The sequence below is a fragment of the Acinetobacter pollinis genome, assembly GCF_015627175.1.
Taxonomy (GTDB): domain Bacteria; phylum Pseudomonadota; class Gammaproteobacteria; order Pseudomonadales; family Moraxellaceae; genus Acinetobacter; species Acinetobacter pollinis.
The window spans coordinates 131,854-145,562 of record NZ_VTDQ01000002.1 but is presented as its reverse complement, the minus strand read 5'-3'; the positions used below and the strand labels follow the sequence as shown (position 1 = coordinate 145,562).

Sequence of the window (13,709 nt, the reverse complement as noted above, 5' to 3'; positions counted from 1 at the left end):
AAAAAAACCCACATAATGTGGGTTTTTTTATAGCCAATGACTTATAAAGAAAGAAGTTCTACTTTAATGGAAACACGTTTATTTTTAGCACGTACTTCAAAGTCTAAATCGATATGGTTGAGCTCTTGGATATAACGAATTGACTCAATATCAATGATTTTAAAGAACTCACCAAGATTATTAAAGTCGTGGCTTAAATCTTTGAAATCGTTTTTAAATTCTTCGACCAATACATGTTCAAGTGCACATACCAAGGATTTATCTTCAGTGGTATAACTTAATTCTTTCAAATCTTCTGTTTGAGTATCTTTGATTGAACAGTCTACTTTATAGCTAAGTGTTTCACGATCATTTAAAAAGGCAGGATGTAATGTCGACTTATCTGCATCTAAACTAAATTCAATGGCATATGTCCATAAATCAAGTTCACCACGGAACTGTTCCCAATCTTCTAAGAAAGCATCTTTTGCTGTTGCTTGATAGTCTTCCCCAAGTTCCTGTTCTTTCACATTTTTAAAGAATTCAGGTATAAAACCCATAGCTCGGGCACTGTCTTCGCTAATGTCTTTAATTTGCTCGATCCAAACTTTTTCTACTATAAGATGTAAACGAGAAACAAACTGAGGCATAGTTTCTGCAAGTCGCCATGTACCTCTTAATGATGATGGACTACCTTTAGACCCTTTAGAGCCGATACCATCTGCTTGGTACCAGTAGTTATCGTCATCTGTATTTGGGCTCTGACATTCTTCAGGAGAAGCATCATTATAAGACCAGTGTGCAGCCCAGTTTTCTTGAATCCAAATTTGGTCACCAACTTGGAAAGGAATATTTAATTTTTTTGCATCTTCACTATTGTTTGGCTGAGGCTGAACAGGAACGCGCAGTTGTTGTTTTTCTTTTCTAAGAATTGCATTAACTTCACCTGCCATGAGGGGAATTGAGAACGCTTGCATATTGTTTTCCTAATAAATTAAATTTTAAAAATTAAAATGAATACGAATATAGAATAGAAAAATCTTAAACCATTTTCATATTCATCTTGCAATGTAAAATGTAATAAAACATATATTTTAAAGTTACATTTTTATTTATAGTAGCATGCGTATGTATTTTTAGATGAATGAATGTGTGGATATGGTTAAAAATCACCCTTTAACTGGAAGGTAAATAAAAAACCATATTTTTTTTAGGATATTGATTTTAATGGTTTTTATTAAGTTGATATGATCCAATCCAATGTTTGGAAAATTGATAAGCTGCTCTTCCTGAACGTTGTCCTCTCATTTGACACCATCGCAATGCTTCACCTTTTACTTCCTGATTAAATTCTAAGCCACTCTTTGTTAAGTAGTGTTCAACGATTTCTAAATACAGATTCTGATCCATAGGATAAAATGAAAGCCATAGTCCGAAGCGATCCGAGAGCGAAATTTTCTCTTCAATCGCTTCTTGAGGATGTAGCTCTGTATATTGTGGAACGTCGACACGTGTAGCAGGTGTATTTTCATGCATAAATTCAGGAAGCAAATGACGTCTATTACTTGTTGCATAGACAATAAAATTGTTATCGCCTGATTGTAAAGACCCATCCAATACGCTTTTTAAACTACGATAATTCTCGTCTTCTGCATTAAATGCAAGGTCATCACAATAGACAATAAATTTTTCAGGGCGATGCTTAATTTGTGCTTGAATAATAGGTAAGTCTGAAAGATCATCACGTTCAATTTCTATAAGTCTTAAACCTATATCTTGATATTGCGTGAGTAATGCACGAACAATAGAAGATTTACCCGTTCCTCGAGAACCCGTCAGTAGAATATCGTTTGCTGGAAGGCCCTGTAAGAATTGTTCAGTATTTTGAATGATTACTTTCTTTTGGCGTTCAATGCCCTTGAGGTCATCTAGGTGCATGGCTTTGGGAGAGTGTAGGGCAATCAGTTGTTTATTTTGCCATTTATAAGCAGGGGCTGAAAAATCAGTTTCTTGCTTTACTTGAGGAAGAGTATGTTTTAATTGTTGTAGAACCTGAGAAAGCGTGTCTAACAGATCATCTGGAAGTTCAATATGTGCCATAATTTTATATTATCGTTTAATTTCTTACTTTTAAAATATTTAAAAACCATTTACAAGTAAAGCATAAAAGTTGTACTTCACCTCTTTTTATATTTTCTAAAATGTTTTATAGATACCATTATATTGGTTTACTTTTATAATGCGTCTTTTCATGCATGTAAAAAATTAGGATGTAGAATGTTAAAGCTATTATCAAAACATGCGAGCAACTTTCAGCAAACGTATAAAATAAAAAGACTTGAGCAACAGCTTGCACATGCAAATAGCTATGCAGAATGGCAAGAAATAGCACATCAACTTGATCAAACGTCAGGAATACAATTATGGAAAGAAGACAATAGTTCCATTTATTTTGACAGCGAAGTGATTACACATCGTTTATTTTTATTAAAAAAATATAAAAGACAGGGTAGAGTTAAAGATCTTATTTCCATTCTTCACGAAGGATTAACCTACGATATTGCCAATATTTGTCATCCAATGCTATTTGTTGTCTCTTATTTGGGTACAAAGACAATTATTGAAGACTATATTCATACCGTTAATGAGTCTTTGAAATTTATTGCAGATGTATCAGAGGATTTACTTTCCTTAGATGAAAAAATAGCGTTTTTTGAGTTGTGTAAAATAGCTTATGGCCAACCTGCACTGATGTTTTCGGGGGGAGCGACCTTAGGTTTGTTTCATAGTGGCGTATGTAAAGCTCTCAAAGAAAATGACCTTTTACCAAATGTACTTTCTGGGTCGAGTGCAGGAGCTATTATGACAGCGATGCTTGGTACATTAGATAGCGATCGTTTTAATGCTTTGTCGACAGGTGATCAATTTTATAGTCAGGTTTTTCAGTTCAAATCTTTAAAAACATTGCTCAAAGATCCAAGTGGTTTCACAGATGTTAATTATCTAAAGCGTTTTTTACAGGAGCATTTAGGAGATCTTACTTTTGCAGAAGCACATCAAAAATCTGGGTTAGATATTAATATTGCTGTTGCTCCTTATAATGCATCGCAAAACCCTCGTGTATTAAATCGCTATACATCACCAGATTTATTGGTGTGGAGTGCTGTTCTTGCATCTTGTGCCGTACCTATTTTATTTTCTCCGATTGAATTAGTTGCTAAACGTCACGATGGTCAACATGTACCTTTTATGAAACACACGCGTTGGGTAGATGGCAGTGTAAGAAGTGATTTTCCTCAAGAAAAAATTGCACGCCTATATAATGTAAATTATAGCATTGCCAGTCAGGCCAATCCTCATGTTGTTCCCTTTATGCAAAGTGATGTGGAGCGTTACCGCCAAGATTTACTGAGTTGGCCTGAACGTATTGTTAGAAGACAAGGTAAGGTATTTGTAAAAGGTGTTATGGACTTTACGCGTGAACGTGTAGGAGCTGTGCCACAAGTTCGCCGTATACTCGATCATGGGTATGGCATCGTTGATCAATATTATTATGGGGATATTAATATTATTGGTAAGTACAACTTGAGACATTATGGATATTTACTTCAAAATCCAACGCCAGAAATCTTCAAAAAACTCCAAAAAGAAGGTGAGCGAGCAACATGGCCAAAATTGTCTATGATAGAAATTTATGCGCGTATTGGAAAAACACTGACACAAATTTATGATGATTTAATGAATCAAAAAACGAATGTCTCCTAAACTTAAACATATTGAAGTAGTTTCAAAGTCAAGCAGCTTGGTTTATGGGCGTAAAGTCTATCGGTTGATCAATGCTCATCAATACTTTTATTTAAAAACGCAAACTTATACGGGGCATGAAGTATTCATTAAAGGTTTTGAAAATGAAGTATTCTTTTACAAGAAGCATTACAAAGATCATGTCACACTACCTGTGTATGAGGTAAGCCCTAGAATTTTAGATGAATTGAATATTCAAAATGATATGCTTTGTTTAATGTTGCCTGAAGCAGATAAGACTTTGCTCGATATTCAGCCTTTTGATTTAAATTTGCTTGAGATTATAGGTTTTATTCTAAAGTTATCTGTATGTTTAGGGAAAATACATCAACTTGGATATATTCATGGAGATATTAAAAAAGACCACTTTTTAACTTATAACGGTCAAATATTTCTATTGGACTTTGAGCATACTCATTTTGCTTTTGATAATAATAGTGTTTCATTAACCGCAACGCCACGCTATATGGCACCTGAACTCTTTCATGGTGCTTGTAAATCAGTTCAAACAGACTTATACGCTTTAGGTATTGTACTTTATGAGTGGTTAACTCAGCATCGACTGGCTACGCAATCTTATCAAGCATGGGCGCAACTACATTGCCAAGAATATTTTTTTGAATTGCCACAACAATACAATAAATTACAACTGATCATTGAGGGATTATTGGCAAAAAGTTCAGAATTGCGATTTAAAACAACTGCTGAACTGATACAAGTTATCCAATTGATATAAGAAATAAATAGCTAAGCGTATGTTTTGAATGTTATTTGTCCATGTAAAACAAGTTTTAAAAAAAATACTTGTCATGTAAATGACTTCTCTATAATATACACAGCCATCGGGGGCGTGGCGAAATTGGTAGACGCACTGGATTTAGGTTCCAGCGCCGCAAGGTGTAAGAGTTCGAGTCTCTTCGCCCCCACCAATTTTTAATAACATTATGTTGTTAAGAATGTAGAGGATTGATGTAATGGTAGCATGACGGTCTCCAAAACCGTTCGTAAAGGTTCGAGTCCTTTATTCTCTGCCACTTTTAGAAGTTTTTCTAAAATCTGAGTTGAAACTCAAAGGGGATGTGGCGAAATTGGTAGACGCACTGGATTTAGGTTCCAGCGCCGCAAGGTGTAAGAGTTCGAGTCTCTTCATCCCCACCAATATTTAAAAGCAAGATATCTGTCTTGCTTTTTTATTATGTGAGTTTTAATCTAGAGGATTGATGTAATGGTAGCATGATGGTCTCCAAAACCGTTCGTAAAGGTTTGAATCCTTTATTTTCTACCACTTTTAGAAGTTTTTCTAAAATCTGAGTTGAAACTCAAAGGGGATGTGGCGAAATTGGTAGACGCACTGGATTTAGGTTCCAGCGCCGCAAGGTGTAAGAGTTCGAGTCTCTTCATCCCCACCAATATTAAAAAAGCAAGACTAGAGTCTTGCTTTTTTTGTGTCTGCTAGGAGTAGATCCAAGACGACTCATTAGGCTTTTAAGTGATCTTCAAACTCTTCACCAAGTTGCATTGCCAATGAGTTACCCCCCAATTCATTTGTCACAAGACCATACTCTTTTTTAAAGCTAAACGTAAATCCCTTATTGTCTGTTAAGTTCTTTACCGAATACCCCAATTTTTCTAACCAAATTCGAAAAGCAATTAAGTTTTTTGCTTTAACAACTTTTTTCATGGATTCTCTCCTTATTTATACTCTCTTATTTATAAGGTTCTATCCATGATTTTTAAAGGGGTAAAAGATTAATAAATGTGAAAAAATTACGTTTCAAAAAAAAATGTTATAAAATAACAACAGTGGTTACAAATTTTGTTAAAACGTAATTTTTAAGAATTATCTTAAATAATAAATAGCTTTTTAAAGTCAAATACTTAAATTAAACGAAATTTAAAAATATAATTTTAAGGCTTACATTGACACTTTTTGTGATGATGTAACAATATATTTCATTTATGCATTGTCTTTACGTGTTCGCCACTGTGAAAACTGCTCGATAGATTTTGCTCTAATGAACGGGTTGGTTGCTTTTTCTAAAGCAATCGTGGTTGGAAGAGTAGGTTTGTTCAGTAGTCTTAGGTATTCGACATGCTCTGCACGCTCTTCAAGTAAAAAATTATCTGGTTCTAGAGTGACTGCAAATTTTGCATTACTTAAAGTGTATTCATGAGTACAGTAAACCTCGGTGTTGTCTGGCAGAGAGGCAAGCCGTTGTAAGGATTCATACATTTGTTTATGTGTTCCTTCAAATACACGACCACAGCCCATTGCAAATAATGTATCGCCAACAAATACACAGCCAATTTCTGGTATATAAAAGACAATATGACCTAAGGTGTGCCCAGGTGTCGCAATAATATTGACTTCAAAACAATTAAAATGAAATATGTCTGAATCATCTAAAAAATGAGATAAAGTCGGTATTTGTGAAGCTTCTGCTTTGGGGCCATATACAGGAACATTTTTATACTTTTCCAAAAGTTTTGGTATACCTGCAATATGGTCTTTGTGCCAATGTGTCACCCAAATCTGTTTTACTTTTAGATAGTGAGACTCACAATAATCAATCACAATTTGGCTTTCTGTAGGGTCTATAACGACAATATCATGGGTTTTTGTATCTTCCAGAATCCAAATATAATTTTGTAAGCTATTTTGAACATCAATAAGATGGATTTTAAAGCTCGGCATTTTATTTATTCCTACGTATCCATAATACCTAATATAAGATGAACAAAGATATCTTACCAGCCTTGATGTAAGTTGTGAGATCTAAATTGTAGAAAATATTGTTATTAATGTTTGATAAATCAAAACTTTTCGTAAAAATACGTGTTTATTTTAGATAAAAAAATTACACTAATACTTAACGAAAAATGAGAATACATATGCTTTGCTTTAAAAACGGTAAATATGTTGAACACGTTTCTTTATCTGATCGAGCATTTCAGTATGGTGATGGCTGTTTTACGACAGCATGTGTGCAAGATGGACGTATACAGCTTTTATCTAGACACTTAGAGCGCTTAAATAAGGCATCAGCTGCGTTGATGCTTCAGTTTGATCAATCAACTTTGTTGAATATGCTGAATATTTTATTTCAAAAGGAATTTTCTCAAGGTACGTTAAAGGTATTAATTAGCCGTGGAGAGGGACAAAGAGGTTATGGCTTTTCTCCTACAAATATTGCAGATGTTTATGTGTTTTTCTTCCCAAGCGATGCATGTATTGCAAAGTATTCAGTATTACATGAAAGCGATATATTGGAGAATAGAATTGGTTTAACAATGCCTCATCTGGTAGGTGTTAAATCTTTAAATCGGCTTGAGCAAGTCATTTTAAAAGCCGAAGCTACAAAGCGAGGGCTAAATGAAGCACTTGTTTTAGATATTCATGATCGAATTGTTGAAGGCATAAGCAGTAATTGCTTTTTGTTGTTAAATGGGGAATGGGTTGCGCCTGATCTTCGCTATAATGGTGTCCATGGCATAATGCGTGCTGAAATATTAGATCGTATGGTGCAATTTAATATTCTGCATGCAATACGTGATATTGATATGAGCGAGATTAAAGATATAGAAGCTTTATTTTATTGTAATGCACTACATCCGATGCAAGCAGTTCATACATTAAATCGCCAATGTTTGAATATTGAAATAACGAAGCAGTTGTTTAATACGTTGAATTTAGATCAAATGTAATAATGATGAGTAAAATGGAAAAGAAAAGACCTGAAAGTAAGAAAACCAGAAAATTTTTCTGGCTGACTATATTGTGTATCATTATTGCAGGTTGTTGGGGAATTTATGGCGTAAGCCTTGGAAGACAGTATCCGATAGAAGGACAAAAACAGTTTATCTCTATTAATCAGGGCGAAACATATACAGGGCTTATTGACCGGTTGGCACAGCAAAATAAAATAGAATTCCCAACAGTTGTGAAAATTTATCGTAAATTAATGGTTCATGGCACATTAAAAGCTGGTGTGTATGAAGTCGAGAAAGGAATGACAGTCATTGAAGTATTAGACTTGATGTCAAATGCTGAAAATTCACAAATGAATAAAATTATGGTGATTGATGGAACGACATCTAAACAACTTTTAGATCGGTTACGTCAGGATCCTTATGTGACTAAAACCATTGTGAATTTACCGTACGGTGAAATGATGGCTGAATTAGGAATTCCTTATAAAAACTTAGAAGGTTTACTGGCACCAAACACCTACTTTTTCAATAAGGGTGAAACGGATAAAAAGATTTTATTAAATCTCTATCATCGTCAGATGGAGGCTTTAGATCGAGCATGGGAAAATCGTGCACCAAATCTACCTTATAAAAATAAATATGATGCACTAATTATGGCTTCTATTATAAAAAAAGAAACCAGCTTAGATACCGAACTGAATGAGGTGTCGGGTGTATTTGTACGTCGACTTCAACAAAATATGAGATTACAAACTGATCCTACGGTGATTTATGGTCTTGGTGACCAATATACAGGTTCTATCTCTAAGCAAGATTTACGTACACCAACGCCTTATAATACGTATACTATAAATGGTTTACCACCTACACCAATTGCACTGCCAGATACCAAGTCAATTGAGGCTGCGATGCACCCAGATAATTCAAAAAATGTGTATTTTGTTGCAACAGGAAATGGTGGTCATAAGTTTAGTGAAACATTGTCTGAACACAATGCTGCTGTTCAAAATTATTTGTCTGTTTTAAAAGCTAAGAAGAATGGAGCAACACCCTAAATGTTTATTAGTTTTGAAGGTACTGAAGGGGTCGGCAAGAGTACTTTAATTAAGCGTGTACACGACCATTTCTTAGAAAAAAATAAAGAAATTATTCTGACACGAGAACCAGGTGGTACAGCTTTAGCGGAGAAAGTGAGAAATTTACTCTTACAGGTCGATGAGACTGAGACAATGTGTGCAGATACTGAGCTATTGCTTATTTATGCAGCCCGTAGTCAACACTTAAATCAAGTTATTTTACCTGCATTAAAAGAGGGGAAAGTTGTTTTAAGTGATCGATTTACCGATGCAAGTTTTGCTTATCAGGTGAAAGGTCGTGGTTTGAGTCAACAAAAACTTGAGCTGTTAAATGAAACCTTTGTTCCTAAGATGCCAGATATTACATTTTGGTTGGATGCTCCAATCGAAGTCGGAATGTCGCGTGCGCGCGCGCGAGGTGAGCTAGATCGATTTGAGAAAGAAAAGCTTTCTTTCTTTTCTAAAGTTCGTGAAGGGTATGCGTATTTATATGAGAAACATCCAAAACGTATTTATAAAATAGATGCGACATGTTCTGAAGCAGAAGTGTTTCAGCAGGTTTTAGATATATTAAATGCATTTTAAAGTAAACCAACCGTCTTAAATAATGCTCGATATACCTCAGCTTTTTCTTGAATAGGTCTGGGGTAAGCACGAGATGTAGATGGCATTCTATATAAATTTATATTTCTATCCAAAAAATGAACCTGACTAGCTTGTTGAATTGTTGGTGCTACAGAATTCGATGGAAAATGTTGCATGAGTGTTTGAGTTGCTTTTTCACCTGTGGTCATAATTGATTTACATTCAGGAATAGCATTTAACAGATGGGGCAGGTTACTTGGCTCAATAACTTCCAAAAATTTATCTGATGCATTGCCTTTTAAGCGTCTGACCTTATAGGCAGTATCAAATATTGCGATATGATGCGCCGTTAAAAAATCTTTAATCTGACTTAGATGAAAGCTTTTATGTGATGTGTCTAAAAAGTATAAAGGATCTTCATAAAAAATAATTCCCATAATACGCCACATATCATTCTGATAATTAGGGTAATAAAAATTCATTTTCCATTTGCTTTGTGGCGGTGGGAAACTACCAAGCATAAGCAGTTTGGCAGTTTTTGGTAAAAAAGGTAATAAGGGATGTGTTTCTTCGGTAGGTAACATAATAATGAACCATTTACATTTGATAACTATTATTAACTATGCCATAAATTCTTACAATGTTTGTTTTTTATACGACTTTAAATATGCTATAAAAATGATCTGTTCATCACAGTGAGTTTCAAAATGAAAACTTTACTTATTAGAGTTAAAGATCAGTTCGATAAAATTCATGACGCAACAGCTTTTTTAAATCCATTCACGCACCAACATTCAAATGCTAAAAAAAGTTTAGTACAACGTATTCATTTTATTGAAGTAAAAGGTGAAAGAATTCTTCCCTCTATTGAGTTACTTTTTCAAAGTAGTCGAAGTTCAAAAATTTATAAAGTATTAGATTAGTGAGGAATCTTATTTTATTTCTAATCTATTGATTTAAAAACAATCAATTTGAAATTATTCTGTAATATATTTGTATATTGCTCATATTTATTATATAATAATCTTAATTGATAGGGGGTTATCAACCTATCTTTATAGCCACGTTAATACCCCAATTGCGTGGTTTTTTTTATTGTAGAATTCATGTGCAATGCTTTGAAACACTTTATTCGGCACAATATTCCATTTCTATGTTATTTATAACCCACTTTAAAGACTTACATAGGAATTGTGAAGTGATTGTTACACTAGAAAAGATCTTGGACGGCTCAACTTCGAAAGTACATACTCAGGAAATTATTAAAAACAAAAACAATGGGGAACAGACCACAGTTGTTGAGTGGTATGATGAAAATGATCAGAAAATTCAAGAGAGTAATTATCTTCAAGTTTTAGAAAGTCCAGAAATAGGTAGAGAAATAGGTTCTTTATTATTAGAAACTAGATATAAAATCATTGATATACAGCACTAAAAGGTGTTGAGATAAGAGTGCATGATGCACTCTTATTTATTTCACAGACTGGAGTCTCATGTACGAGTATAACTATAGAACAGGGTGGGCAGATGCTAAATACGATTTTAGCGCGGAGCTCAATCGTGAGTTGCAAACTGCTGATGGCCCTATCACACCAGAAGAGGGTATGGAAAGATTAGGTTATATTTGTGATCCTAGCCTTTACTTTAATCCACCGAATTCGCCGAAATATATTACTGTTCTCATAGCACATGATGTTAATCCAGACATGTATCAATATATTGTCATTTTTTCTTTATATGCAGACAATATAGAGTATTTTGGTGTAACAGATACGCCAAGTCTCATTGAATTATTAGGAAAGTTGGTTCCTGTCGTTAATCATTAAATACAAAAAAGCATCAAGGATTAAAAATTAAATAAAGTATATTTATTTGTGATTTAAATCACATTTTTTGAAACATACTTTGAGTAATTTTAAGATGAGAATTTTTTCAGTATTTAATATTTTGACGGTTATATGTTCAGTTGTATTTTCAACAAATACATTTGCTGAGTCTGGTTATAGAACATGTTTTGTTGTAAGTGAACGAGATATACGTCATGGTCTAGTGGCAAAAGTCGCAAATGCGAATGGTGGGGATACTTGTAATAAAAAAGTTGCGTTTATGAAAAACTACTATGCAAATGCATATAGTAATGACACAGGTCCATTTCAAGATGTTGAGATGTTAACATGCGAGAAGTTTTCTCAGATTGTTATGGGAATGGGAGGTAATGCTGATATGTGTAAATCAATGATAGTTAATAAAATTTATAAATATACGGTAAAAGACTCTCCTTCGGGAGCCAGTGTTAAGTTTTGGCATAATTAGTAGGAAGACCATCATTTTTGATGGTCTGATATAAACTTTAAGATTTTATAACTAATAAATTAAATGATAATTATTCTTAATATTGTTTTAAGAAAGTGTATTTATTGTGTAGGCCTTTTTACACTAAATGTATATAAGTATTCTTTCAACTATGAAAAAGACAACATTAATTCTCTCGATTTTATCTTCTATTTCAGCACTTACATATGCCGATACAGTCGATTTACCTAGTATTCAAGTTAAAGCAGAGCAGAAAACTTTAAAAGCAAAGATGACTGAGGCATCGACGGCAACAAAAGGATTAATGCAGTTAAAAGATGTTCCTCAAACAGTGAATGTTATTCCACAAGAAATATTAAAAGAACAAGGAGTTACCTCTATACAAGGTGCTTTACAGAATGTACCTGGTGTTGGTTTTAGTACAGGCGATGGGCAGCGAGATCAGGTTTCAATTCGTGGTTTTAACTCTGTTTACGATAACTATGTTGATGGTTTTCGTGATGATGCAATGTACTATCGAGATCTCTCTAATACTGAACGCATAGAAGTAGTAAAAGGGCCTGCATCTGTACTTTATGGTCGTGGTTCAGCAGGTGGGTTAATCAATCGTGTGACAAAAAAACCAATGCTCGAACCGTTACATGAAATTGATCTTATGGGCAGCACTTTAGGACAAAGAAGAGCGCAATTTGACTTAAATGAACCGATCAGCCAAACAGTAAAGGCAAGATTGACTGGTGCTGTTGAAAATTCAGGTGGATATCGAAATCAGGCATTTCTACAGCGTCAAGCGATTTCACCATCAGTACTATGGGATATTTCGGACAAAACTAAGCTTTTACTACAAGCAGATTATTTACATGATGATCGATTGGCCGACCAAGGGGTTCCTATGGACCCAACTACAAAAAGACCTTTACAGTTAAATGATAAAGTTTTTCTTGGTGCTGCAAATGCTAAACAAGTTGGTGATACTGATATTGAAGTGAAAAGTGCAACAGCAACTTTAGATCATGAGTTTAATAATGCATGGAAGTATCATGGTGTTGTACATGGTTATACATATTCTCTAGATAGACAGTTTTCAAATGCTTCATATAGTAAAGGCGTTATTTCTTTAGTCCAATCTCGTCGTTTTCGTAATGAGAAAGGAGTTTCTACTGAACAAGAAATCTCTGGTAAGTTCAAAACAGGAAACATTGAGCATAATGCTTTAGCTGGTCTTGAAGTAAGTCATCAAAATAAAGATGATCAAATTTTTGCATCTCCTGCTGCATATACAACGTCAATTAATCAAATTGTCTTACCAAACTGGTCACCTATTTCGACAAATACCGCAAAGACAGATAATAAGAATAACAGCACCACAACAGGTATTTATTTACAAGACCTCATAAGCTTTACATCTCAAATTAAAATGTTAATTGGTGCGAGATATGACAATTTAGATCAGAAACGCTCGGGATTGACAGTAAAAACCAATGCTTTAACAACTTATAATCGTACAGATAATAAAGTTTCTCCAAGAGTTGGGTTGGTATATGAACCGATCAAGAATTTATCACTTTACGCATCTTATAATCAGTCATTCCAGCCATTGTCGGATGCACTGACAGTATATAATAATTTATCTAATCTTAAGCCAACTCAAACTAAGAGCTATGAGGTTGGTGCCAAGTGGGATATTACGCCTGATTATAATGTAACGTTATCTGCTTTTGATACGACACAAAATAATATCTTACAACAAGATCCTGCCGATAAAACAGGACAAACTGCTGTAGTGGCAGGTGAGCAAGAAACAAAAGGCATTGAGGTGACTACGGTAGGTAATATTACAGATCAGTGGTCGGTATTGGCAGGTTATGCGTATCTTGATGGGAAAATGACGAAGTCGGCTTTATCTACTGTTCCTGTGGGATCTAAAGCTGCACTCACACCAAAGAACTCTGCAAATCTATGGGTGAAATATAAACTCAATGATCATTGGTATGCCGCATTAGGTGGTAAAGCACAAACTTATCAATATGCTGCACCAGACAATGCGCTTAGATTACCGGGTTATGCAATTATGAATGCAGCTGTAGGTTATACAAGTGACCGTTATGATATTGGTATAAATTTAAACAACGTATTTGACAGACATTATTATATTTCTGCACATGGTTTATCGAGTACGGGTGCTTTAATTGGTGATCCAATTAATGCCCAATTTACATTACGATACCGTTTCTAATTTTA

General features: G+C 34.4%; 15 protein-coding genes and 5 tRNA genes. 15 read left to right on the top strand and 5 right to left on the bottom strand.

Annotated elements, in window-relative coordinates; all coding sequences use genetic code 11:
• Positions 1-41 precede the first annotated feature (41 nt).
• Complete coding sequence (locus I2F23_RS01630; protein WP_195770846.1) at positions 42-956, bottom strand: hypothetical protein; 915 nt, start codon at positions 954-956, stop codon at positions 42-44.
• A 247-nt stretch (positions 957-1,203) separates the two neighbouring features.
• A complete protein-coding gene (locus I2F23_RS01625; protein WP_195770845.1) occupies positions 1,204-2,079 on the bottom strand; it encodes an ATP-binding protein in 876 nt (291 codons plus the stop codon).
• A 177-nt stretch (positions 2,080-2,256) separates the two neighbouring features.
• Here I2F23_RS01625 and I2F23_RS01620 point away from each other — a divergent pair, with 177 nt between their 5' ends.
• From I2F23_RS01620 to I2F23_RS01590, 7 genes are all read left to right on the top strand, one after another.
• On the top strand, positions 2,257-3,744 hold the full coding sequence (locus tag I2F23_RS01620) for a DUF3336 domain-containing protein (protein ID WP_195770844.1): 1,488 nt from the start codon (positions 2,257-2,259) through the stop codon (positions 3,742-3,744).
• Entirely contained in the window at positions 3,734-4,519 is a 786-nt protein-coding gene (locus tag I2F23_RS01615) for a protein kinase domain-containing protein (protein ID WP_195770843.1), read from the top strand. The genes I2F23_RS01620 and I2F23_RS01615 overlap by 11 nt, the downstream gene beginning before the upstream one ends.
• Before the next feature lie 108 nt (positions 4,520-4,627).
• Positions 4,628-4,712 (top strand) — tRNA-Leu (locus tag I2F23_RS01610).
• A 31-nt stretch (positions 4,713-4,743) separates the two neighbouring features.
• Positions 4,744-4,817, top strand: a tRNA-Trp gene (locus tag I2F23_RS01605).
• A 39-nt stretch (positions 4,818-4,856) separates the two neighbouring features.
• Positions 4,857-4,941 (top strand) — tRNA-Leu (locus I2F23_RS01600).
• A gap of 53 nt (positions 4,942-4,994) precedes the next feature.
• Positions 4,995-5,068: transfer RNA gene (locus I2F23_RS01595), tRNA-Trp, on the top strand.
• Positions 5,069-5,107: 39 nt separating this feature from the next.
• A tRNA-Leu gene (locus I2F23_RS01590) sits at positions 5,108-5,192 on the top strand.
• A 68-nt stretch (positions 5,193-5,260) separates the two neighbouring features.
• Here I2F23_RS01590 and I2F23_RS01585 read toward each other — a convergent pair.
• Both I2F23_RS01585 and gloB read right to left on the bottom strand, forming a co-directional pair.
• A complete protein-coding gene (locus I2F23_RS01585; RefSeq protein WP_195770842.1) occupies positions 5,261-5,464 on the bottom strand; it encodes a hypothetical protein in 204 nt (67 codons plus the stop codon).
• A gap of 276 nt (positions 5,465-5,740) precedes the next feature.
• Positions 5,741-6,478: a hydroxyacylglutathione hydrolase gene (gene gloB / locus I2F23_RS01580; protein ID WP_195770841.1), complete on the bottom strand. Its 738-nt coding sequence runs from the start codon at positions 6,476-6,478 to the stop codon at positions 5,741-5,743.
• 197 nt (positions 6,479-6,675) lie between these two features.
• Here gloB and pabC point away from each other — a divergent pair, with 197 nt between their 5' ends.
• The 3 genes from pabC to tmk are packed head-to-tail and all read left to right on the top strand — an operon-like array spanning position 6,676 to position 9,155.
• Positions 6,676-7,488: an aminodeoxychorismate lyase gene (pabC, locus tag I2F23_RS01575; RefSeq protein ID WP_195770840.1), complete on the top strand. Its 813-nt coding sequence runs from the start codon at positions 6,676-6,678 to the stop codon at positions 7,486-7,488.
• Between the two features lie 5 nt (positions 7,489-7,493).
• Positions 7,494-8,549, top strand: coding sequence for an endolytic transglycosylase MltG (gene mltG, locus I2F23_RS01570; RefSeq protein WP_195770839.1), 1,056 nt, complete (start codon positions 7,494-7,496; stop codon positions 8,547-8,549).
• A complete protein-coding gene (gene tmk, locus I2F23_RS01565; protein ID WP_195770838.1) occupies positions 8,550-9,155 on the top strand; it encodes a dTMP kinase in 606 nt (201 codons plus the stop codon).
• On the opposite strand, the gene I2F23_RS01560 is transcribed toward tmk, so the two are convergent.
• Entirely contained in the window at positions 9,152-9,739 is a 588-nt protein-coding gene (locus I2F23_RS01560) for a uracil-DNA glycosylase family protein (protein ID WP_195770837.1), read from the bottom strand. The two genes, tmk and I2F23_RS01560, sit on opposite strands and share 4 nt — an antisense overlap.
• A 123-nt stretch (positions 9,740-9,862) precedes the next feature.
• Here I2F23_RS01560 and I2F23_RS01555 point away from each other — a divergent pair, with 123 nt between their 5' ends.
• The 5 genes from I2F23_RS01555 to I2F23_RS01535 all read left to right on the top strand — a co-directional run bounded on the left by I2F23_RS01555 (position 9,863) and on the right by I2F23_RS01535 (position 13,704).
• Positions 9,863-10,078 (top strand): hypothetical protein, encoded by a 216-nt coding sequence (locus tag I2F23_RS01555; RefSeq protein WP_195770836.1) that lies wholly within the window; start codon positions 9,863-9,865, stop codon positions 10,076-10,078.
• A gap of 275 nt (positions 10,079-10,353) precedes the next feature.
• Entirely contained in the window at positions 10,354-10,590 is a 237-nt protein-coding gene (locus I2F23_RS01550) for a hypothetical protein (RefSeq protein ID WP_195770835.1), read from the top strand.
• A gap of 58 nt (positions 10,591-10,648) precedes the next feature.
• On the top strand, positions 10,649-10,981 hold the full coding sequence (locus I2F23_RS01545) for a hypothetical protein (protein ID WP_195770834.1): 333 nt from the start codon (positions 10,649-10,651) through the stop codon (positions 10,979-10,981).
• A 94-nt stretch (positions 10,982-11,075) separates the two neighbouring features.
• On the top strand, positions 11,076-11,468 hold the full coding sequence (locus I2F23_RS01540) for a hypothetical protein (protein ID WP_195770833.1): 393 nt from the start codon (positions 11,076-11,078) through the stop codon (positions 11,466-11,468).
• Positions 11,469-11,619: 151 nt separating this feature from the next.
• Positions 11,620-13,704, top strand: a complete 2,085-nt coding sequence (locus I2F23_RS01535; RefSeq protein WP_195770832.1) for a TonB-dependent receptor — start codon at positions 11,620-11,622, stop codon at positions 13,702-13,704.
• Positions 13,705-13,709: the final 5 nt, after the last annotated feature.

Coding starts and splice junctions, on each gene's coding strand:
- I2F23_RS01630 (WP_195770846.1), bottom strand. CDS start 956: ATGCAAGCGTTCTCAATTCCCCTCATGGCAGGTGAAGTTAATGCAATT.
- I2F23_RS01625 (WP_195770845.1), bottom strand. CDS start 2,079: ATGGCACATATTGAACTTCCAGATGATCTGTTAGACACGCTTTCTCAG.
- I2F23_RS01620 (WP_195770844.1), top strand. CDS start 2,257: ATGTTAAAGCTATTATCAAAACATGCGAGCAACTTTCAGCAAACGTAT.
- I2F23_RS01615 (WP_195770843.1), top strand. CDS start 3,734: ATGTCTCCTAAACTTAAACATATTGAAGTAGTTTCAAAGTCAAGCAGC.
- I2F23_RS01585 (WP_195770842.1), bottom strand. CDS start 5,464: ATGAAAAAAGTTGTTAAAGCAAAAAACTTAATTGCTTTTCGAATTTGG.
- gloB (WP_195770841.1), bottom strand. CDS start 6,478: ATGCCGAGCTTTAAAATCCATCTTATTGATGTTCAAAATAGCTTACAA.
- pabC (WP_195770840.1), top strand. CDS start 6,676: ATGCTTTGCTTTAAAAACGGTAAATATGTTGAACACGTTTCTTTATCT.
- mltG (WP_195770839.1), top strand. CDS start 7,494: ATGAGTAAAATGGAAAAGAAAAGACCTGAAAGTAAGAAAACCAGAAAA.
- tmk (WP_195770838.1), top strand. CDS start 8,550: ATGTTTATTAGTTTTGAAGGTACTGAAGGGGTCGGCAAGAGTACTTTA.
- I2F23_RS01560 (WP_195770837.1), bottom strand. CDS start 9,739: ATGTTACCTACCGAAGAAACACATCCCTTATTACCTTTTTTACCAAAA.
- I2F23_RS01555 (WP_195770836.1), top strand. CDS start 9,863: ATGAAAACTTTACTTATTAGAGTTAAAGATCAGTTCGATAAAATTCAT.
- I2F23_RS01545 (WP_195770834.1), top strand. CDS start 10,649: ATGTACGAGTATAACTATAGAACAGGGTGGGCAGATGCTAAATACGAT.
- I2F23_RS01540 (WP_195770833.1), top strand. CDS start 11,076: ATGAGAATTTTTTCAGTATTTAATATTTTGACGGTTATATGTTCAGTT.
- I2F23_RS01535 (WP_195770832.1), top strand. CDS start 11,620: ATGAAAAAGACAACATTAATTCTCTCGATTTTATCTTCTATTTCAGCA.